This is a genomic window from Marinomonas polaris DSM 16579, from assembly GCF_900129155.1.
Taxonomy (GTDB): domain Bacteria; phylum Pseudomonadota; class Gammaproteobacteria; order Pseudomonadales; family Marinomonadaceae; genus Marinomonas; species Marinomonas polaris.
In genome coordinates this window covers 69,086-89,189 of the sequence record NZ_FQVF01000013.1, presented here as the reverse complement: position 1 = coordinate 89,189, position 20,104 = coordinate 69,086, and the positions used below count along the sequence as shown (strand labels likewise).

Annotated in this window: 19 protein-coding genes; 11 read left to right on the top strand and 8 right to left on the bottom strand. The window is 44.6% G+C overall.

Annotated elements, in window-relative coordinates:
• Window positions 1–57: 57 nt before the first annotated feature.
• Window positions 58–939, bottom strand: coding sequence for an MBL fold metallo-hydrolase (locus tag BUA59_RS14545; RefSeq protein WP_072840410.1), 882 nt, complete (start codon window positions 937–939; stop codon window positions 58–60).
• Between the two features lie 227 nt (window positions 940–1,166).
• On the opposite strand from BUA59_RS14545, the gene BUA59_RS14540 reads away from it, so the two are divergent.
• Window positions 1,167–2,519, top strand: a complete 1,353-nt coding sequence (locus tag BUA59_RS14540) for a sigma-54 interaction domain-containing protein (RefSeq protein WP_072840465.1) — start codon at window positions 1,167–1,169, stop codon at window positions 2,517–2,519.
• 15 nt (window positions 2,520–2,534) lie between these two features.
• Here BUA59_RS14540 and BUA59_RS14535 read toward each other — a convergent pair whose 3' ends face one another.
• From BUA59_RS14535 to BUA59_RS14515, 5 genes are all read right to left on the bottom strand, one after another.
• On the bottom strand, window positions 2,535–3,665 hold the full coding sequence (locus BUA59_RS14535; protein ID WP_072840409.1) for an ABC transporter permease: 1,131 nt from the start codon (window positions 3,663–3,665) through the stop codon (window positions 2,535–2,537).
• Window positions 3,655–4,596, bottom strand: coding sequence for an ABC transporter ATP-binding protein (locus BUA59_RS14530; protein WP_072840408.1), 942 nt, complete (start codon window positions 4,594–4,596; stop codon window positions 3,655–3,657). Before BUA59_RS14530 ends, BUA59_RS14535 begins: the two co-directional genes overlap by 11 nt.
• The gene (locus BUA59_RS14525) at window positions 4,593–5,540 is read right to left on the bottom strand and encodes an HlyD family secretion protein (RefSeq protein WP_072840407.1); all 948 of its coding nucleotides are present in this window, start codon (window positions 5,538–5,540) and stop codon (window positions 4,593–4,595) included. Before BUA59_RS14525 ends, BUA59_RS14530 begins: the two co-directional genes overlap by 4 nt.
• Window positions 5,537–6,217: a TetR/AcrR family transcriptional regulator gene (locus tag BUA59_RS14520; protein ID WP_072840406.1), complete on the bottom strand. Its 681-nt coding sequence runs from the start codon at window positions 6,215–6,217 to the stop codon at window positions 5,537–5,539. The genes BUA59_RS14525 and BUA59_RS14520 overlap by 4 nt, the downstream gene beginning before the upstream one ends.
• Before the next feature lie 206 nt (window positions 6,218–6,423).
• Entirely contained in the window at window positions 6,424–8,046 is a 1,623-nt protein-coding gene (locus BUA59_RS14515) for a methyl-accepting chemotaxis protein (RefSeq protein WP_072840405.1), read from the bottom strand.
• 311 nt (window positions 8,047–8,357) lie between these two features.
• Between BUA59_RS14515 and BUA59_RS14510 the strand changes: the two genes are divergently transcribed.
• The 3 genes from BUA59_RS14510 (at window position 8,358) to BUA59_RS14500 (ending at window position 11,270) form a co-directional block, all read left to right on the top strand.
• Window positions 8,358–9,491, top strand: coding sequence for a methyl-accepting chemotaxis protein (locus BUA59_RS14510; protein ID WP_072840404.1), 1,134 nt, complete (start codon window positions 8,358–8,360; stop codon window positions 9,489–9,491).
• Between the two features lie 5 nt (window positions 9,492–9,496).
• Window positions 9,497–10,348, top strand: coding sequence for a nitrate- and nitrite sensing domain-containing protein (locus BUA59_RS14505; RefSeq protein WP_072840403.1), 852 nt, complete (start codon window positions 9,497–9,499; stop codon window positions 10,346–10,348).
• A gap of 88 nt (window positions 10,349–10,436) precedes the next feature.
• On the top strand, window positions 10,437–11,270 hold the full coding sequence (locus BUA59_RS14500) for an SDR family NAD(P)-dependent oxidoreductase (protein WP_072840402.1): 834 nt from the start codon (window positions 10,437–10,439) through the stop codon (window positions 11,268–11,270).
• Between the two features lie 25 nt (window positions 11,271–11,295).
• On the opposite strand, the gene BUA59_RS14495 is transcribed toward BUA59_RS14500, so the two are convergent.
• Together BUA59_RS14495 and BUA59_RS14490 are read right to left on the bottom strand one after the other, a co-directional pair.
• Entirely contained in the window at window positions 11,296–12,300 is a 1,005-nt protein-coding gene (locus tag BUA59_RS14495; protein WP_072840401.1) for an alpha/beta hydrolase, read from the bottom strand.
• An 18-nt stretch (window positions 12,301–12,318) separates the two neighbouring features.
• The gene (locus BUA59_RS14490) at window positions 12,319–12,606 is read right to left on the bottom strand and encodes an HlyU family transcriptional regulator (RefSeq protein ID WP_012068599.1); all 288 of its coding nucleotides are present in this window, start codon (window positions 12,604–12,606) and stop codon (window positions 12,319–12,321) included.
• A gap of 160 nt (window positions 12,607–12,766) precedes the next feature.
• Here BUA59_RS14490 and BUA59_RS14485 point away from each other — a divergent pair, with 160 nt between their 5' ends.
• From BUA59_RS14485 to BUA59_RS14455, 7 genes are all read left to right on the top strand, one after another.
• Window positions 12,767–13,756, top strand: a complete 990-nt coding sequence (locus BUA59_RS14485) for a LacI family DNA-binding transcriptional regulator (protein WP_084122458.1) — start codon at window positions 12,767–12,769, stop codon at window positions 13,754–13,756.
• 168 nt (window positions 13,757–13,924) lie between these two features.
• Window positions 13,925–15,163, top strand: coding sequence for an ABC transporter substrate-binding protein (locus BUA59_RS14480; RefSeq protein ID WP_012068601.1), 1,239 nt, complete (start codon window positions 13,925–13,927; stop codon window positions 15,161–15,163).
• A gap of 97 nt (window positions 15,164–15,260) precedes the next feature.
• The gene (locus BUA59_RS14475; protein WP_139248887.1) at window positions 15,261–16,178 is read left to right on the top strand and encodes a carbohydrate ABC transporter permease; all 918 of its coding nucleotides are present in this window, start codon (window positions 15,261–15,263) and stop codon (window positions 16,176–16,178) included.
• A 9-nt stretch (window positions 16,179–16,187) separates the two neighbouring features.
• Window positions 16,188–17,081: a carbohydrate ABC transporter permease gene (locus BUA59_RS14470; protein WP_072840400.1), complete on the top strand. Its 894-nt coding sequence runs from the start codon at window positions 16,188–16,190 to the stop codon at window positions 17,079–17,081.
• Window positions 17,082–17,085: 4 nt separating this feature from the next.
• Window positions 17,086–18,159 carry an ABC transporter ATP-binding protein gene (locus BUA59_RS14465; protein WP_072840399.1) on the top strand — a complete coding sequence of 358 codons (1,074 nt, stop codon included), beginning with the start codon at window positions 17,086–17,088 and terminating at the stop codon, window positions 18,157–18,159.
• Between the two features lie 38 nt (window positions 18,160–18,197).
• Window positions 18,198–18,962 (top strand): sugar phosphate isomerase/epimerase family protein, encoded by a 765-nt coding sequence (locus tag BUA59_RS14460; protein ID WP_012068605.1) that lies wholly within the window; start codon window positions 18,198–18,200, stop codon window positions 18,960–18,962.
• The gene (locus BUA59_RS14455) at window positions 18,959–20,098 is read left to right on the top strand and encodes a Gfo/Idh/MocA family protein (RefSeq protein ID WP_072840398.1); all 1,140 of its coding nucleotides are present in this window, start codon (window positions 18,959–18,961) and stop codon (window positions 20,096–20,098) included. Before BUA59_RS14460 ends, BUA59_RS14455 begins: the two co-directional genes overlap by 4 nt.
• Window positions 20,099–20,104: the final 6 nt, after the last annotated feature.

The following is a 20,104-nucleotide window of genomic DNA, read 5'->3' as shown; positions in this document are numbered from 1 at the left end:
TTATTTAGCCTAATGGTCATTAGGCTATTTATAGTTAGTTGCTATTGTCGTTACGGTTTATTTGAATGCATTCAACGGAATTTTCAGATACGACAAACCATTACCTTCCGGTTCGGGCATATGTCCTGCTCTCATATTGATTTGTAAAGATGGCAAAATCAGGCGAGGCATGGCCAATGTTTTGTCGCGGGTTTCACGTAAATCGACAAAGGTCTCTTTACTCATGCCTTTTTTAACGTGAATGTTCAATTCACGCTGCGCTTTTACGGTAGTTTCATATTCCAATTCACGGCCATTCGGGCAGTAGTCATGGCACATGAAAATGCGGTGATCTTCTGGTAGTGCCAGGATTCTTTGTACGGAATCGAACAATATACCTGCGTCGCCACCGGGGAAATCAGCACGTGCGGTGCCGGCATCTGGCATGAACAAGGTATCACCAACAAATACGGCGTCACCTAAAACATGGGTGAAGCAAGCTGGCGTATGACCCGGAGTATGGAGGGCGGTGCACTGCATTTCACCAATTTGAAATTGCTCGCCATCTTCGAATAAAAAGTCAAACTGCGAACCGTCATGTAAGAAGTCAGCACCTTCGTTGAATACTTTGGCAAAGGTTTCTTGAACTGTGGTGATTTGTTCGCCAATACCAATTTTGCCGCCGACTTTGCTTTGAATGTATGGCGCAGCAGAAATATGGTCTGCATGGACGTGAGTTTCAATTAACCATTCCACTTTTAGTTTGTGGGTGGTGACGTACGCAATAATTTCGTCAGCACCTTTATGAGAAGTACCGCCAGAGGCATAGTCAAAATCCAATACACTGTCGACAATGGCACAGCTAGAAGACGCTGGATCTTTAACGACATAAGAGAAAGTATTGGAGTCTTTATCAAAAAAAGCCGCTACATCAGGCTTGGTTACAATCGTGTTTGTCATGTTTCACCTCGTTATCAAATTTTCCACACGTTCAAATAGTCTATTTATTTGATGGATTTATAGGTTAAGTAAGGCAGAAAGTGTGCCAAGGTTTTATCTTTTAATTAACTATTTGAAATATAAAGAATTAATTTTTAATAAGAAGAAAGTTTTTAAATTAGAATTGACTAATGTTTTGGTGGTTGTCATATTTGGCGTTAAATTTTGACAAAAATGGCAAATACTTTATGAATATCATCGCATCCGATTCTTCTTCCTTTGATGGACTCGCCAGCATGTTAGAAGGCTACGATTGTCCTGCTATTTTAGTATCGGTGGATTATCGAATTCTTGCCATTAATCAGCATTATCGAGAAGAATTTGGTGATGTTCCTTTGCAGCAGAACAAGCGTTGCTTTGAAGTTTCCCATGGCTACAGCGTGCCTTGTGATGAAGCGGGTGAGGATTGTCCTTTGTCGGCAACCTTGCAATCAGGCCGCAAAGAACGAGTGCTGCATATCCACCAAACGCCAAGAGGCAAAGAGCACGTCGATGTAGAAATGCTGCCGATTCATGACAGCCAAGGTCAATTGCTGTTTTTTGTCGAGCTATTGCGCTCTGTGTCGGTGGCCAGTGTCCAAGACAGCAGTAAAAAATTGGTCGGTTCGAGTAAGTCTTTTAATCGCATGTTGGAAAAAATTACCCGTGTTAGTCATAGCGATGCGTCTGTTTTACTACTTGGAGAATCCGGTAGCGGCAAGGAGCTGGTCGCGCACGCGGTTCACCAAGGCGGTCATAGAGCGAGTAATTCCATGGTGACATTAGAATGTGCAGGGCTGACGGATTCTTTGTTTGAAAGCGAGCTATTTGGTCATGTAAAAGGCTCGTTTACTGGCGCGCATAGCAACCGAGTAGGCTTAGTTGAGCTGGCTAATGGTGGCACACTATTTTTAGACGAAATCGGCGATGTTCCGCTATCAATGCAAGTTAAGCTATTGCGACTCATTGAAACTGGGGCATTTCGTCCGGTTGGTTCTTCAACTGTTAAGCACACTAATTTTCGATTAATTTGTGCGACTCACAAAAATTTAGCACAAATGGTGAAAGCAGGTGAGTTCCGCCAAGATTTATACTATCGGATCAACGTGTTTCCAATACATGTGCCTTCCTTAAGAGAACGACAAGATGACTTAGTCTTGTTAACCAACACCTTGTTAAAACGTATTAGTGAGCGAAAGGAATACCATCTTACTGATTCGGCGATGCAAGTATTAAAGCAATACGATTTCCCTGGCAATATTCGAGAGCTAAGTAACATCCTCAATCGCGCAACACTCTTAACTGATACGAATATGATTGAGCGAAGCACTATTCAAGAATGTTTGGAGATCGATCGTGAGCTTGATCCGCTGGTGGATACTTCATCAGCTTCTCAATCGTTAAGTACTACTGATGCTGGTGAAGACAAAGAATGGCTGGACTTAAAAACTGCAGAAAAACGCTACTTATCAGAACTCATGGCATTTCATCATGACGATAAAGAGCAAGTTGCCAAAGTCGCTGGAATCAGCCTGCGATCCTTGTATCGGAAGTTAGAATGAGGCGACTAGTAATGTCTACCCCAATGTCTTCTTGAATCGTAACGAAGCAATGATTATTCCTCCGATAGTAAAGAGTCCTAGCCATAATGCGTCTTTTCCTAATAAAAGCAGGCTGGCATCTCGCAAGGCGATAGCACGGATCATGCGCATGAAGTGGGTCACGGGCAGAGCTTCGGCAATCCATTGAGCAGCGACCGGCATGGCATCGTAAGGAAACATAAATCCCGAGAGCAATATTGATGGCAAGAGAATAAATATGGTCATCTGCATCGATTGCAATTGCGTTTTTGCAATGGTGGAAAGCACTAAGCCAAGGGTTAAGCTGGCAAAAATGAACAGAATAGAGCTGCCGAGTAGTGACAGAATACTGCCTTTAATCGGCACAGAAAACATCCAATGACCCACGTATAAAATAATAGCGACTTGTAAGAGCCCGACTAAAACGTAAGGCGCTATTTTTCCTATCATGAGTTCGATAGAACGCACTGGTGTGGTGATGAGAAACTCCATATTGCCATGCTCGCTTTCTCTTACTATGGCCGATGACGTAAATAAAATCATTGTCATGGTTAGAATCACTGCCACTAAACCTGGGACAATATTCACCACGGTTCTTTGTTCTGGATTGAAGTATTGCACGACTTCGAAACTCGGCGCGGTGCGTGTCGCGGTATGGTTTGCCACTTCGTCCAAAGGCATATTACGCAATGCTCTGATGGTAGACGCAATGACAGTATCGGAGCCGTCGACTATCCATTGGCCTATTGGCTGAGTAAGTTGGGAGTCAGTCTGTTTATGATCGTAGAGCGGGTGATTAAATAAACGGCGAGTCATGTCTGCTGGCAAATACAATACGGCTCTAATTTCACCTTTAGTGATTGCTACTTCGGCCTCTTTTATAGAGCGATAACGAGCAATAAAGTCGACAGATTGAGTGGCTACCAGTGCTTGTTCAACTGCTCGGCTTTCCGATGTTTGACTGAGGTCGACAAGACCAACGTGAATGTGTCTAGCATCGGTGTTAATCGCATAACCAAACAGCATAAGTTGTACCAGCGGTATCATGATAATCATGCCGAAGGTCATTCTGTCTCGGGAAAGCTGCTTTAATTCTTTGATGAAAATAGCATAGATTCTAATCCACATAGCGGTCTCCGGTGCAGGTAACAAACACGTCTTCAAGGCTAGGACGAGCCAATACAGTTTCTCTGCCATCACTGAGTGTCGAGATAAGGCTGAGAGGATCTTGTACTTTTTTCTTCACTAGCACTCTTAGATGCGCGCCAATTTGTGCTGCAGAGAGGATTTCTGGGTGCTGGGTTAGTGTCTGTTTGAGTTGTCTTAACTTGTTGCCACTGACTTCCACGACGGTGGCAGGCATAGCATCCATCAAGGCTTGAGGAGAGCCATCGGCGCGTTTATTGCCTTCTTCCATAATTGCCAAGGCGTGACAGCGTTCTGCTTCATCCATGTAATGCGTGGATACTAAAATGGTGGTACCAGCGGCGCAAAGGTCGAATAATCTTTCCCAAAACTCACGGCGATTTTCTGGGTCAACCGCAGAGGTCGGCTCATCGAGAAATAACAACTCAGGAGAATGTAGTGTGGCGCAGGCAAGAGCAAGGCGCTGTTTTTGTCCGCCACTCATGGAGCCAGCAAACTGTTTCGCTTGTTTTTCTAAATCGTATAAAGCGAGTAATTCTTCGAGGCGGGCTTTTTTGCGCTTCCCTACAAAACCATAAATAGCACCGACAAAATTTAGATTCTCTTGAACGGTAAGGTCATCGTATAAAGAGAATTTTTGCGTCATATAGCCGATACGTTTTTTCAACGCTTCTTCATGACCTAATAGCGGGTTGCCCAAAATAGTGACGTCACCTTCACTGGCTTCTAATAACCCAGTGAGCAGACGAATGCTGGTGGATTTTCCGCAACCATTGGGGCCAAGAAAGCCATAAATGCTGCCTTTAGGGATTTTTAAATCCAGTTTATTTACCGCAATGTTGTTGCCAAAATGCTTGCTTAATCCCTTGGCTTCAATGGCGTATTCTACTTGTTCTGACTCGTTAGAGATCATGGTAGGCGCACCTCAACAGCAAGTCCTGTAGGTAGCTGGTCCGCATCAATTAGATTGATGTCAGTCAGATACATCAGACGAGCTCTGTCTCGTTCGTTGAGGGCATAAAATGGCGTATAAGCGGGTTGTGAACGGATATTTCGCACACGACCCTTGATGGGCGATTCGATACCATCAGCAAACACCTCAATAGTGTCGCCAGCTTTGATCTTGGTTAACGCGCTGGCAGGCAAATAAACTCTTGCATAAGGGTGACCAGAAGACAGTAAGCTAATTAACTGAGTGCCTGCGGTAACACGATCTCCTTCGTGCCAAGGCAGTGTGTCAATCGTACCATCAATTGGCGCTTTGATGGTGAGGTCTTCACGGGCTTTGGTTTGCCATTCAAGAGCGGCCTGTGCGGCTTGCACCTTGGCATTGGATTGGGCAATGTCTTCTTCACGGGCACCATTTTTTAACTCTAACCATTGATCATGAGCTTGCTGTGCTTTGGCCTTATTACTGTCTCTCGAAGCTTTAGCCGCATCGAAATCGGCTTTGCCAACGACTTTGCTTTTATATAGTTTGTCGTAACGTTGGAACTTTAGCTCAGCTTCTTTACTGGCTGCTTGAGTGGCTTCTAGAGCGGCTAATGATGCACTTAATTGTTCTGGACGTGTGCCAGCAGTAAGCTCACTGAGGGCGGCATTGGCTTGGGCAAGCTCGGCTTCGCGCTGGGCAATAAGTGCATCGGCACTGCGTGTGTCTAACTGCAGTAATATGTCGCCTTGGGAGACTTGTTGCCCTTCGCTGACCTTTACTAAAACAATTTGTTCTGCGGTGGGGGCCGATAAGGTGATTCTATCGCGTTCAATATTGCCCATGGCGTAAGTTGACTCTTCTGACTGGCAAGCGGTAAGCAAAGTCAGCACAAGTACGGATAGTAGAATATGACGTGTTTTCATTTTTGCTCACCTTTGGTACTGCTGGATGATGGCTGTTGTGATGGAAAGGTGAAAAGTCCTTGTTCTAGCAGTGTTTGGTTATGATCCGCTAGATTTAATAACCAGTCTTCTTTGAGTTCGACCCCAAGTTGCTGCTGAAGGTATTTTGGCGCCAACACAGGGAAAATCATCAAGCTAACAAAACTAAGACGAATCCATGCTGGATTAAGGTTTGGATTAATTTGCTTTTGCTTTTCAAACGCCTCGATCCATTTTTCTGATCGTTTCAAGATGTTGTCGATAATGCCCGTCAAAATACCAAACGCTTCGGGGTTATCTTGTTGGTTTATCACCTGCAAAATCAATTTTGGCAGCATGGGATTGTTGGCAATCATGCGATAGTAGGTTTGCATCAGTAACAATGGATTGGGTGGAGTGTTGGGGTCAATATCGGCTTGGAATTGTTCGATAACTGGAGCTAAGGTTTCTTGTATGGTTGCTTCGAATAAACCTGCTTTTGAACCGAAGTAGTAACGAATCATAGCCGCATCTACTCCCGCCGAGAGGGCGATTTTTCGAGTCGATACCTTGTCAAAACCCTGTTCAGAGAAACAACGCTTGGCGGCAGCAATTAAACTGCTGCGAGCGGAATCTTGATTCTTATCAGACTGTTTAGGGCGACCCATTCGGGTGGTCATTGTTGGCTCCAATTATTAATTCATCTAGTGATGAATATAGGCCATATATCCACAATGAGTTACTAAGATAATTCCTCAAAATGTTATTTAGTGAGGGATTTAACGTTAAAAGCCTCTTCGTTTTTTATTGGATTACTGTGACTGTATTAGAGAAAAGTTAGGTGAATATTTGAATTCACCTAACTTGGTAGTTAGATAGGGATCGCTCAAGCAAACTGGAATTGTTTGATTTTTTTGCTTAGCTCATCGGTCATTTTTGCAATCATTGTGCTGCCTTCGGACACTTGTTGAGAATCTTCTAGTACCTTTTCAGATACTGCTCGAATACCCATTATGTTGTGGTTGATCTCTTCGGCCACTGTGCCTTGCTGTTCCGCGGCGGAGGCGATTTGATGGCTGCGAGCCGATACGTCGTCCACTTGCCTTAACATGTTTTTCAAGTTTTCAGCCGCTACATGCATTCTGTCTGCACCGCGTTCAGCTTGTTGAGTGCTGGTAGCCATAGACGTGGAAGCTTCTTTTGATTGATGCTGAAGCTTTTCGATAATCGAGCGGATTTCGACAGTTGATCCTTGAGTGCGGCTTGCCAGTGAGCGAACTTCATCGGCCACGACGGCAAAGCCTCGACCTAGTTCACCAGCTCGTGCCGCTTCAATGGCTGCGTTCAAGGCAAGTAGGTTTGTTTGCTCTGAGATATCTCCAATTACGCCTAAAACAGAGTCGATATCGCCTGTTTGCTCAAGTAGTTTAATAATAACGTCGTTTGCACCTTCTATGTTCTTGGTTAAACTTTGGATGTCTTCGTTAGTAGCGTCTAGGTCTTGGCTACTTTGGCGCGTAATGGTTTGCACCATTTGAGTCGCATCAGCGGTATCTTTGGCATGTTGCGCTACGTCTCGAATGGAGTAAGACATTTCGTTCATGGCGGTAGCAAGCATTTCGACTTCTTGGAATTGGTGATCCATCCCTTGTTTAGTATGTAAGCTATTGCCTTGCATTTGTACACAAACGGCTTGCAGTTCGGTGATGGCGTGGTCGACTTCTAGCAAGGTGTCGTTTAATGAAACGGATACGTGGTTTGCCGCGTTGGCTAAAATACCGATTTCGTCTCCACGTTGCATATCTAATTGCTTAGTAAGGTCGCCATCTGAGATATGTTGTAAATGTTCTGTCACTGTTTTAAGTGGTCTCGTGATGTTACGAACAATAGTGACACTTCCGATCAGAGCAATAAGCACTAGAATTAGTTCGATAAACGCAGATTTTTGCACTGCAGCCCAAAATATATCCGTAACACCGCTGTATAGTACGCCACTGCCAATGACCCATCCCCAAGGTTGATAACCTTTTACATAAGACACTTTATCTTCAGGCTGTGAAACTTGTGGGCCCTTGTAGGCATAGTGAACATAGCCTTCCTCTTGTTTTCTCACCACAGATACCATTTCTTGCCAGTGATGAAAGCCATTTATGTCGGTGACATTTGTCATGCTTTTCCCCTCATCTTGCGGCTTAAAGGGATGCATTAGCAGCTTGGCTTGCATGTCGTTCACCCAGAAGTAGCCATCGTCGCCAAAGCGTAGAGCAGATAGCGCAGCCAAAGCAGATTGCTTCGCTTGTTCTTCGCCAATGATAGGTGCTTGGTCGCCATAATATTTTACGAGAGAATAAGCGCTATCGACTTGTTCTTTAACTTGGAGTTGTCGTGCGTTGAGCAATTCGCTGTGCAGTTCGCTATAGGCCATAGCGCTAAAAACGATGAGTAATGTGACTAAGGTGCCAATAAGCGCCCATAGTTTGTAGCTTACCTTGATTGAGCTGAGCTTCATGCGATATCCCTATTAGTATTAATGTTTGTTTTATAAGCAGAGATTATGGGCTGGAGTGGCTGTTAATATTGTGATCAAAATCAAGAAAACAGCACTTAGCATCACTATTTGCTACGATCCCAAGCACGATGATTTTTTCTTGTTTAGTTAATGCTCATCGAATTCTATGGCATCATTATTGCTTTAATTTATTTCAGATAAATCAAATCAGCAGGACTCGTTCCTACTAGGCAAAGGCGCCTGAACCCGCAGCAGTAAATTAGCAGCGGGTTCAGGCGCCTTTTTTTGTACCGCATTGGAGATACAGGAACATGAAGTGGCTTACTTATCCGGCATTTTTGTTGTTGCACACACTGGGCATCATCGGCATGCTTCGTATTTTATTAGGTCTTTCCATAGTCGGTGGCATCCTCACTTTAGTAGCACCTTCGCGGCTAGCTGAGATGCTGTGGGCCGTATTGGCCTATCTAGCGATTGCCAGCCTGTGGCTTCTATTGCAGGAAATCGGTCAGTTGCAACGCTATTGTGAAGAAACTGTCCTGCAGAGTACCAATGAGCCTTTCAGCGCTATTCAGTGGTTGTTGTTGCAGCCTGTCAGCCGCGGGTTTCAGCAGTGGCTAAACCGCGAGCAACGTCAACAACAGCTGTTACAGCAGCGTCTGGATGAGATATCTCACTCGTCACATGAGCTTGAACAAAGCGCCGCCTTGGTAACTCGTAACGCCGAAGGGCAAAGTGATTCAGCTACCGTAGCGGCAGCAGCGGTAGAAGAGTTAAATGTGAGCATCATGCAGGTGGCTTCACTGGCTGCCGACTCTCGTCAAACCAGCGTTGTGGCCAGCAAACAGTTGGCTGATGGTATCGAGCAGCTCACCAATCTGGTGCGACAGGTGTCCGAGATGGCGCAGCAAGCTATTACTACCGACGAGTTGATCCGCCAATTGAGCAGCAATTCGCACATCATCAATGAAATGTCCGGTACCATCCGCAGTATCGCCGACCAGACTAACCTGCTCGCTCTTAATGCAGCTATCGAAGCGGCGCGTGCGGGCGAAAGTGGTCGCGGTTTTGCTGTGGTGGCTGATGAAGTACGTCGTCTGGCCATGCATAGTCAGGAGTCTGCTACAGAAATCAGTCGCAATATCGAATTGGTGCAACAGCATATCAAGGAGGCCGCTGTCCAGGTGTCTGATTTGACCGGGTTAGCGCACCGCAGTGCCGAAAATTCAGAAAGGGTGCGGACGTTACTCAATCAAGTTCAGCAGCATACCCAGCAACTAACGGGGCAAGTCGATCAAGTGGCGGTCAGTACCGAACAGCAGGGGCAGGCTGTGGCGGAAATTGCTGAATTGGCCGATCGTGTTCGTCGGGGTAATGCCGATAATTTGCAGGCTGCCGATCAGGCACGCACCATTGCCCACCATCTGGCTCACCTGACAGGATAATTAGTATGAATAATATCCACTATGTATTACCGCTATTGTTCACCATTCTGATGGTATTGGCCTTGTTGTTTTATGGCTTACACTGGCGCTTGCAACAAAAAAAGCGCTTACATATCCAATTGAACATTCGTCAATTGACTTTGCTGCGAGTGCTGATTGCTGAATTTCAGCGTCATCGCGGTCTTAGTAATGCTGTGCTTTGCGGCGACACCAGCATGAGTCAGGATCTTGCCAACACCCGACAGAGCTTGGATCAACATATTCGTGCCGCCCAGGAGTTTGATGGCACGCATCGAAACGCTTGGAACAGTCTGATCGATCACTGGTCGCGCATGCGTGAAGGGCGAAGTAGTGACCGAGCGAATAATCTCATCCAGCATCACCTAATTATCCGTAACAGCATTTTTCTGATGGAAGATGTGGCCAGCGAGATTGATTTGACTAAAGGCCTGCCTGAATTGGGCTACTTGCCCTGTATCTGGCGAGAAGTAATTCAGGCGGCAGAATGGGCGGGTCAGGCACGCGCTTTGGGTACTGGCATGGCCGCAGCCGGACAAAGTAGTGTCGAACAACGGGTAAGAATGCATTTCCTCTATCAGAAAATTGAATTACTGGCAGGCAAGGCTTTTGCCACCTTGCAACATCATGCTATTGAACATCCACAGATGAATGAGTTTCGTCTACAACATTGTGAACAGGTAGTAGCTGATTTTCTAAGTTGTATAAAACAGGAGTTGCTCGGATCGGAGCTCCCTGTGATTGCCGCTAAAACCTATTTCCAGCATGCCACTCAAGCAATAGATGAACTGCTGGCCTTAGTGGATACAGCATTGGGTCAGCTGCATCCGCGAGGCTAAGGAAGATGGAATGTGTCGCCAGTGGAGCCATGATCCATGCATTTTGCTACCATCCAAAGCTTGAAGACTTTTTCCATGAGGAAGCACTATGCAATATTCTATTCTTATCACAGGTTGTTCGACGGGAATTGGACTGGAAGCAGCCAGAATGCTCCAAGATCGTGATTTTCTAGTAGTGGCGAGTTGTCGTAAGCAAGAAGACGTAGCTGTGTTGCAAGCCCAAGGCATTAAGCACGTCGTGCAGCTGGATTTAGCGGATTCGGCTTCGATAGAAAAAGGCTTGCAAGAAACATTAGCGATTACCAACGGCCAGCTTTTTGCTTTGTTTAATAATGGCGCCTATGGCCAGCCCGGTGCGGTAGAAGATTTGCCTGTTGATGCGTTAAGAGCTCAGTTTGAGTGTAATTTCTTTGGTACGCACGAGCTGACAACGAAAGTACTGAAAATAATGTTAGCTCAAGGTTACGGACGCATCATCAATAACAGCTCTGTGCTTGGCTTAGTTGCTGCTCCGTTCCGCGGTGCTTATAACGCCAGTAAATTTGCTTTGGAAGGCTTAACAGATACCCTGCGTTTGGAATTGTCGGACACGCCTATTAAGGTTTGCTTAATTGAACCTGGTCCGATTGAAAGTCGTTTTCGTGCGAATGCGTTACTTGCTCTAAAAGACAATATCGACATAGAAAATAGCCGTCACCAAAAAGGCTATGCAGAAGCGATTGCTCGTTTGAGTAAAGAGGGCGTGACGTCATCGCAAACCTTGCCAGCCAGTGCAGTGGTGAAAAAACTGATTCATGCGTTGGAGTCGACTCGTCCAAGAGCGCGTTACTATGTGACTATGCCAACGTACGCAGCTGTCGTAATGAAAAGAGTATTACCAACTTGTTTATTGGATTGGATAATGCGACGCCAAGGCGCTTAGGTTTTAAGAGGCTAGTTCAGCGCTGCTAATCTAGCTTTTCTAGCCATTGAGTCATGGCTGATAAGTAGTTTGTTCGAGCGGATTGATGAGATAAATACAAGTCATGGAAACCTTGAGGAATACTCGCTTGCGTGAGGTTCGTGAAGGTTTTCTTGGCCGCTTGCTGCATGCTATGGACATCTAACACGCCATCGCCTTGTTGTATTTCTTTTACTGTACGCTTACCTATAGTACTGATTTCTGAATGGCAAATTAGCGTTGGGATAGCGAGACGTTGATTAGCAAGACGGCGCTGTGCAATGATGACTTCTCTTAGCCAATGAAAAGAAAGATCAAAGCCCCGTGGGGGTTTCCAATCTAATCGATAATCCCATTCTCCACCAAATACTGTGTGTAGTGATTTTGAGTAAATGTTGATCTTCTTTGCTCGTAAATACGAAAATGGTAGTAAAGACACTAATATTCGAACTGGCCAGCTGACGAAGTTTAATACGGCTGGCGGGAACGGCAGGGCGAGAAATGGACTGTTGAGCATCAGTCCAATCACTTCTGGAAAGGCTTTATTGTAATAGCTTTCGCGTTCGGGCAATGCGTAAGGCTGCGCCAAATAGGTCGATACGACTAAGCCGCCAGTAGAGTGCCCGAGTATGACTACTTGATCCACCCCATCTTCTTTTATCGTTGCCAAGGCAATGTCTAAATCTTGGCCATATTGTTCAATTGATTCACACCAGTTTGGCGGTGTAGAAGGGCGAATCGAGCGACCGTAGCCTTGTAAATCTAAGGCATAGAAACGATAACCTAAGTCGATAAAGTGTTCTGCTAAACCAGTCTGAAAAAAATAATCCGTGTAACCATGAACGTACAAAATGGCTTTTGTCGCGTCTGGGTTACCGATATGGTGAATGAGTGTGGTGTGGACTTTGGTTTTTGGGCCAGCAAAGGAAAAAGTGCGAGCAAGAAAGTCGACGCCCAATAGATCTTCACATTCGTTTACTTGTTGCCAGTGTTGTCCTATTGGTGCGCTCATTATGTTTTTTCCTTCGTATTAGCCGAAAATATTATCACCTAGCTGATCAATCGTAAGCTTGGCTTTGCGCAATGTTATTTCAATACATTCGTCGCGGTTTGGCATGAGATCAGAACGAATGAATTTGTGTGTTTTTTGTTCTTCACCTTCGCCTTTGGTGATGGTTGCAGCAACGCGATATTGGCCACCATCTTTCATTGGTGCTGGTATAATTGAAAAACCTTTGTGTTCTACGACGTCTTCGGCTTTTTCTGGTGCGCTTTCGCCACCTGCAAATAGCCCTTTAAGGCTAGATAAGATACCCATGAAATTATTCTCCTATGTTTTGCGCTATTTTTCGGGGATTTGTTGTATTAGTCAAATGCCGTCGTATTATTTATTTTAATCGGTTACAGAATTACCACAGGATAATCGTCCTGTCGAAGTATAATAAATCTTTAGCGTTTTCTTTTCCTAGGGTATTAGCTTGAAAAAAACAATGAGCACCATTACTCAAGTTGCCACACTTGCAGGCGTTTCTAAAGCCACGGTTTCTCGAGTGTTGAGTGGCACCACGCCAGTCAAAGACGAGACAAAATCTCGGGTGTTGGATGCTATTAATACACTCTCTTATAGCCCTAATCAGGCGGCTCGTTCACTTGCTAGTAACAAAACCTATACCATTGGTTTGGTTGCATCTCGCATTGATACCGCTTACTACGGCCCTGCTGCGAGTGGGGTTGAAAAAGCCTTGCGAGGTGGTGATCGTCATGTGATTATCGCCAGTGGTAACGGATCGTTAGAAGGCGAACGTGAAGCCGTCGATTTTTTGATTAAACGTCAAGTTGATGCCTTGGTTGTACTGACAAACTTTATGTCAGAAGAGGAAATTGCGGTTATTAATAAGCGTTGCCCTGTTTTTGTTTTAAACCAACATTTTCCTGGTGACGACGGTCATAGTATTTCTTTCGATAATTTTGCGGGTGGTGAAATGGCGACCCAATATCTTATTGATAAAGGCCATAAAAAAATTGCGACTGTCACTGGCCCATTATGGAAACATGATGCGTACCAGCGTTATTTAGGCTGCCAAAAAGCGCTACAAAAAGCAGATATTGCCCTGCATTTTCAACTTGAAGGTAACTTTAGTGCGAATTCTGGCATGACTCATATGCAATCTATTTTAGAGCGAGAAGATAAACCAACAGCGATCTTTTTTGCTAATGATATTATGGCGATGGGAGCACTGCATGTATGCGCCGAGCATGGTGTTAAGGTTCCCGAAGATATTGCCATAATAGGTTTTGATGACCTTGATATGTCTAAGTATTATTCCCCAAGTATTACCACCATAAAATTGCCTTTATATGATATGGCTGAAGCCACCGCATATCTGCTTTTAAACAGCGTTTATGGTGCTCATTTCCCTTTAAAAACGACTTTTTTCCCTGAGTTAATTGTTCGTCAATCTGCTTAGTTTGACTTAGTTGCCCTCAAAACAAATAAGTAAAAAGTATTGACGGGGATCTTTTATTGTCTAATATTTGTTCATGAAAGCGGTTTCATTTCAAGTTTTACCATTTTCAGCTCAAGCCTTTCGCGAGGAAGTATTGAGGACAAAAACCCAATAGAGGATAAAAATAATATGATGGGTAAAAAACTGTTTGCTGCCACAATAGGGGCAGGTTTTATGAGTGCATCGGTGCAAGCAGCTGATGTGGAAGTGATTCATTGGTGGACATCAGGTGGTGAGCAAAAAGCCGTTACTGTGTTAGCTGAAGAATATAACAAACTCGGTAACGATAAATGGGTCGATACGGCTGTTGCATTGGGCGAAAATGCACGATCACTTACTATGCAGCGTATTCTTGGTGGTGATGCACCTGGTGCCGCACAATTCAATACCTCTCGTCAGTTCGAAGAATTGATTGAAGAAGGTCTTCTCCTTGATCTCACTCCGGTTGCGGAAAAAGAAGGCTGGAAGAATTTTATTCGTCCTTCCAGTATTTTAAACCCCTGTATGAAAGACGGCGGCATTTATTGTGTGCCCGTCAATATTCACTCTAATCAATGGCTTTGGACGAATAAGAAAGTCTTTGCTGATGTGGGAGTGAAAGAGCCGCATACATGGGAAGAGTTTTTAACGGTTGCCCCTAAGATCCAAGCGGCAGGCTATATTCCTTTGGCATTTGGTGGACAAGGTTGGCAAGAGCGCCATGTTTTTGATGTGGTGATGATTGGTATGACAGACGAAAAATTCTGGAATAGTGTATGGAAAGATAAGGACCCCAAGGCTGCTAGCAGCGATAAAATGCGTAAAGTCTTCGAAACGTTTGGTGCGTTACGTCAGTTTACGGATGCAGGTGCACCTGGTCGAAACTGGAATGATGCCACTAATATGGTTATCACTGGCAAAGCCGCTGCACAAGTAATGGGGGACTGGGCTCGTGGTGAGTTTGCTGCGGCAGGAAAAGTCGCCGAAGTGGATTACGGTTGTATTCCTGGACCCGCAAAACGTCCTTCTCTTACTCTTGGGGGTGATGCATTTATCTTCCCTAAATCCTCTGATAAAAACCTTGAAGCGGCACAAATGAAGTTAGCTTCTATGATGTTGAGTCCAACTATTCAAGCAAAATTTAATAATACTAAAGGCTCCTTGCCTGTGCGCGCGGATGTCGATTTAGATGTAGCCGATGCATGTATGAAAAAAGGTCTCGCTTTGTTGGATGACCCCAAAGCTACTATCACACCTGCAAATAATTACATTACGGAAGATACGAATGGGCAGGTTCAAGATCTAGTTTCTACTTTCTGGAACGAACCAAGTATGTCTGTTGACACTGCGCTTAGCATTTTCAAAGGCATCATCGAAGACGCTGAGTAACCTTCGATAATCAGAATAACCACCAGTTTCTCTAGAGTTTCTAGTACTAAAGATGCAGTACTGGCGGTTAATTCTCGTATTTCAAAAGGAGTTCAAGATGGAAGAGACTATGGTTACTTCAGCAAAAGTGTCTAAACCCAGACGAACAAAACGTGTGCAAATTTCTTCGTTATTAGCCAGTGCTCCTATGGCGATCGTAGCAATTGGTGTGTTTGTTGTTTGTGTCGGTTATTCGGTGGTGCTTTCTTTCACGAAATCACGCTTGTTCCCTAATTTCAATTGGGTTGGATTGGATCAATATGAGCGACTATGGGGAACGTCTCGGTGGATAGTATCAGTCGAAAACTTATTTTTGTACGGTGTGTTATTTATCGCCTTGTGTTTAGTTTCCGGTTTTTTTATGGCGGTCTTTCTGGATCAGAAAGTACGTTTTGAAAGTGGTTTTCGAACCTTATTCCTTTATCCCTATGCTATGTCCCTAGTAGTAACTGGATTGGTTTGGCAATGGATGATGGAACCTTCTCTTGGTCTTCAAAATGTGGTTCAGCGCATGGGCTGGGAGTCTTTCGAATTTGCGCCTTTGGTCGATCCACAGTATGCCATTTATGGTGTACTGATCGCTGCTGTGTGGCAATCATCTGGGCTAGTGATGGCTTTGATGTTGGCAGGTTTGCGAGGCATTGATGGCGAAATCTGGAAAGCGGCTCGTGTGGATGGCATTCCAACATGGAGGACCTACCTATTTATCGTTCTGCCAATGATGCGACCAGTGATGATTACTTCTGTGGTGCTGCTCGCGGTTGGCGTGGTGCGGGTTTATGACCTTATTGTTGCACAAACCGGTGGCGGCCCTGGCATGTCGACGGAGATGCCAGCTAAGTTTGTTATTGATCACATTACAGCCCGTGGCAATGTTGGCCTAGGAATGGCGGCGGCGACCATGATGTTGCTTCCAGTACTCTTGGTCATTGGTCCTTGGATTTATCGCGAATATGTTCGTCCAACGAAACATTAGGAGTCGATCATGGAACAGATTCAACTAACTGGTCCACATGGGCCAAAACCGAAAAAAACCACAGTATCACGGCTTGGCGTTTATGCATTTTTATTCAGTGCTGCCGTTTTCTTTTGTATCCCCTTGTATGTGATGTTGATTACATCGCTAAAAGGTATGCCTGAGATTCGCTTAGGGGAGCTTTTTTCGTTACCTGGCGACCCAAGTTTTGCCGCCTGGGTAAAAGCGTGGGGTGAGGCCTGCTCTGGGGTGGAGTGTAATGGCATACAAACGGGTTTCTGGAACTCGGTAAAGATTACGATTCCAAGTGTGGCGATATCTATCATCCTCGGTTCGATCAATGGTTATGCTTTGTCATTCTGGCGTTTTAAAGGCTCAAATTTATTGTTTGGTCTTTTACTGTTTGGCGCCTTTGTGCCTTTTCAAGTAGTGATCTTTCCGCTGATTATTTTCCTTCGCGAGGTTGGTCTTTATGGCTCTTTAACGGGGATTATTTTGATTCACACCATTTTTGGTATGCCCATTATGACTTTGTTATTCCGCAATTATTTTTCATCGTTACCCGATGAGTTGTTTAAAGCTGCTCGTGTAGATGGGGCGAATTTCTGGCAGATTTTTTTTCAAATCATGATGCCGCTATCTATTCCTGTAACCGTTGTCGCAGTGATTTTACAGACCACTGGTATTTGGAATGATTATTTATTGGGACTGATTTTTGCCGGTCGAGAGAACCTGCCAATGACAGTGCAATTAAACAATATTGTGGCCACGACATTTGGCGTACGTGAATACAACGTGAATATGGCGGCGACGATTCTTACAGCGTTAGTACCGCTGGCTATTTATTTGTTGTCTGGCAAATATTTTGTGCGTGGCATAGCGGCTGGCGCGGTGAAGGGGTAAGGCGATGAACAGTATATCTATTAAAGAGTTGGATCTTAAGTATCAAGACGCGCATGTTTTGAAGCAGCTTAATCTTGATATTAAAAAGGGCGAGTTTTTGGTTCTGCTTGGCTCTTCAGGTTGTGGCAAATCGACCTTGCTTAACTGTATTGCTGGCTTGTTGGATATCTCCGCTGGGCAGATTTGGATTAACGATCGTAACGTGACTTGGGAAGAGCCTAAAGATCGTGGAATCGGCATGGTTTTTCAGTCTTATGCTTTGTACCCACAGATGACAGTGGAAAAGAATTTGTCTTTTGGCTTGAAAGTCAAAGGCATGGCAAAAGATGAAATTCGTGAGCGAGTGGACCGCGCGGCGAAGATTCTGCAGATCGAGCCATTGTTAGATCGCAAACCGTCTGAATTGTCTGGCGGACAACGTCAGCGTGTGGCGATAGGTCGTGCTTTAGTTCGAGATGTGGATGTCTTTTTATTTGATGAACCCTTGTCGAATTTAGATGCTAAGTTGCGCGCCGATTTACGTGTCGAAATTAAACGTCTGCATCAGCAATTAAAAAACACCATGGTGTATGTGACTCACGATCAGGTAGAAGCGCTTACTTTGGCAGATCGAATTGCCATCATGAAAGATGGCGAAATCCAGCAGCTTAGTTCTCCAGCGGATATTTACCATAAGCCGTGTAATCTTTTTGTCGCGCAATTTATTGGTTCGCCGAGTATGAACCTTTTAGAAGGCCGTATTGTTGGTGAAAACTTTGTTTATCATGATTATCGCGTCAATTTAATGGGCTACGAATTTATCAATCAAGGGGATCATGATACGTCTGCTTACTTAGGAATTCGGCCAGAACATTTGGCTATTGAAGCCCGTGATGGTTATGTGAAATTGGCATCAGTCAGTATTGATATTATTGAACCAATGGGCGATGAAACCATTGTTTGGTTTGATTTCATGAACCGTAAATGGTCAGTAAAAGTTCATGGAGACCATCAGCTTAAATGGGATGAGGAAGTCGATATTTATCTTGATCCCAAAAAAGCTCATCTCTTTTCGAAGCAAAGCGAAGTGCGGCTTTAAGCCAACAGTCCTGGCAATAAAAATAAAAAGGAAACGATATGAACGAATTTTCATTTCAGCTTTATAGCGCCCGTAATACTAAATCTCTCGATGAGGTTTTTGCTCTTTTACACCAAGCTGGTTATCAGCAAGTGGAAGGCTATGGTGGTTTGTATGGTCAATTGGATGAATTAAAAAGCTTATTAGAAAAACATCAATTAACTATGCCAACTGGGCATTTTGATTTAACCATGTTGGAAAACAATATTCAGCAGGCTTTGTATATCGCTAAAACCCTGAATATGCACACGATTATTTGTCCTTATATTTTGCCAGATCAACGTCCTGACAATGCACAAGGTTGGTTTGAGTTGGGACAGCGGCTAGAAGCCATTAGAGAAAAAACCATCAATGCTGGTTTTGAATTTGGTTGGCATAACCACAACTTTGAATTTGAGGCTTTAGCCGATGGTTCTTTGCCCATGACGCAGATTCTAGAAGGCGGCCCGAATATTAAATGGGAGATGGATGTGTCTTGGGTGGTCAAAGGCGGACAAGACCCGATTGAATGGCTAACTAAGTATCGTGACCGTATTTGTGCTGTACATTTAAAAGACATCGCGCCAGAAGGGGAATGCCAAGATGAAGATGGTTGGGCGGACTTTACTCACGGAACATTGCCTTGGCGTGAATGGTGGCCTGTTGTGCGTTCAACACCAGCTAGTGCTTTTGTAATGGAGCATGATAATCCGAATGATTTATCTCGTTTCGCTAATCGTGCGTTAACAGGAGCAAAAGCCTTACTAAAAGGAGCGACAGTATGAAAACCATTTTGAAGGTTGGGCTGATTGGCTGCGGAAATATTTCGGACAGTTACTTATCTTTGGCTCCGCAGTTTTGTGGTCTTAAGATGGTTGCTTGTGCTGATTTAAACACTGAATTATCCGCTGAGAAAGCACAAAAATATGGTATTGAATCTCGCAGTGTTGATGAGTTATTAGCCTCTCAAGATATTGATGTTATTGTTAATTTAACCATTCCTGCAGCACATTATGCGGTAAGCATGCAAGCTCTTGAAGCTGGAAAACATGTTTATTCAGAAAAGCCTTTGGTTTTGAGCCTTGAAGACGGTCAAAAAATGAAAGCGCTTTCACTGAAGAAAGGACTCAAAGTCGGCAGTGCACCAGACACCTTTATGGGTGGTTCGCATCAGTTTGCTCGACACTTATTAGATAAAGGCGAGATTGGTGATGTGTACTCTGGTACTTGTCATGTGATGGGGGCAGGAATGGAAAGCTGGCACCCAAATCCAGACTTTTTCTTTAAGGCGGGTGGCGGTCCGATTCTTGATTTGGGACCATACTACATTGCTAACTTGATTCAACTATTAGGACCTGTGGAGTCTGTGATTGCCAAAACATCGATTCCTCGTAAGCAACGTAAAATTACTAGCCAGCCAAGATCTGGTGACATGATAGAAGTGGAAACTCCAACGACAATTCATGCCATTTTGAGCTTTAAAAATGGGGCAATGATTACGCTGGGCGCAAGTTGGGATGTGCAAGTCCATCAGCATTCCCATATGGAGTTATATGGTAGTAAGGGCTCTATGTATTTGCCTGACCCTAACTTTTTTGGCGGAAAAGTATCGCTGATTCAAGAGGGTCGTGAGATGCCCTTGAAACTCTGGGATCATCCGTTTGGCGTGCCAAATCAAATCCATGGCGAGCTTGCCAAGGCAAATTATCGTGCCGCAGGTTTAGCTGAAATGGGAATGGCGATTCACATGGGGCGCGATCATATGTGCTCACTTGACCGAGCATTGCATGGGGTGGAAGTGATGACGGCAATTTTGGCGTCAGGAGAGAGTGGACAATCCATCAAAATGACTACCCATTGTGATCGTCCTCGCGCACTTGACCCAGAGGCCGCTAAAGCCTTGCTTGCAGCCTGTTTTTAGGAGGAC

Bases quoted from the DNA above. Each gene is read 5' to 3' on its own strand.
- BUA59_RS14505 (WP_072840403.1), top strand. From the start codon at position 9,497: ATGAATAATATCCACTATGTATTACCGCTATTGTTCACCATTCTGATG.
- BUA59_RS14520 (WP_072840406.1), bottom strand. From the start codon at position 6,217: ATGACCACCCGAATGGGTCGCCCTAAACAGTCTGATAAGAATCAAGAT.
- BUA59_RS14480 (WP_012068601.1), top strand. From the start codon at position 13,925: ATGATGGGTAAAAAACTGTTTGCTGCCACAATAGGGGCAGGTTTTATG.
- BUA59_RS14515 (WP_072840405.1), bottom strand. From the start codon at position 8,046: ATGAAGCTCAGCTCAATCAAGGTAAGCTACAAACTATGGGCGCTTATT.
- BUA59_RS14470 (WP_072840400.1), top strand. From the start codon at position 16,188: ATGGAACAGATTCAACTAACTGGTCCACATGGGCCAAAACCGAAAAAA.
- BUA59_RS14475 (WP_139248887.1), top strand. From the start codon at position 15,261: ATGGAAGAGACTATGGTTACTTCAGCAAAAGTGTCTAAACCCAGACGA.
- BUA59_RS14530 (WP_072840408.1), bottom strand. From the start codon at position 4,596: ATGATCTCTAACGAGTCAGAACAAGTAGAATACGCCATTGAAGCCAAG.
- BUA59_RS14500 (WP_072840402.1), top strand. From the start codon at position 10,437: ATGCAATATTCTATTCTTATCACAGGTTGTTCGACGGGAATTGGACTG.
- BUA59_RS14535 (WP_072840409.1), bottom strand. From the start codon at position 3,665: ATGTGGATTAGAATCTATGCTATTTTCATCAAAGAATTAAAGCAGCTT.
- BUA59_RS14495 (WP_072840401.1), bottom strand. From the start codon at position 12,300: ATGAGCGCACCAATAGGACAACACTGGCAACAAGTAAACGAATGTGAA.
- BUA59_RS14465 (WP_072840399.1), top strand. From the start codon at position 17,086: ATGAACAGTATATCTATTAAAGAGTTGGATCTTAAGTATCAAGACGCG.
- BUA59_RS14460 (WP_012068605.1), top strand. From the start codon at position 18,198: ATGAACGAATTTTCATTTCAGCTTTATAGCGCCCGTAATACTAAATCT.
- BUA59_RS14545 (WP_072840410.1), bottom strand. From the start codon at position 939: ATGACAAACACGATTGTAACCAAGCCTGATGTAGCGGCTTTTTTTGAT.
- BUA59_RS14490 (WP_012068599.1), bottom strand. From the start codon at position 12,606: ATGGGTATCTTATCTAGCCTTAAAGGGCTATTTGCAGGTGGCGAAAGC.
- BUA59_RS14525 (WP_072840407.1), bottom strand. From the start codon at position 5,540: ATGAAAACACGTCATATTCTACTATCCGTACTTGTGCTGACTTTGCTT.
- BUA59_RS14510 (WP_072840404.1), top strand. From the start codon at position 8,358: ATGAAGTGGCTTACTTATCCGGCATTTTTGTTGTTGCACACACTGGGC.
- BUA59_RS14455 (WP_072840398.1), top strand. From the start codon at position 18,959: ATGAAAACCATTTTGAAGGTTGGGCTGATTGGCTGCGGAAATATTTCG.
- BUA59_RS14540 (WP_072840465.1), top strand. From the start codon at position 1,167: ATGAATATCATCGCATCCGATTCTTCTTCCTTTGATGGACTCGCCAGC.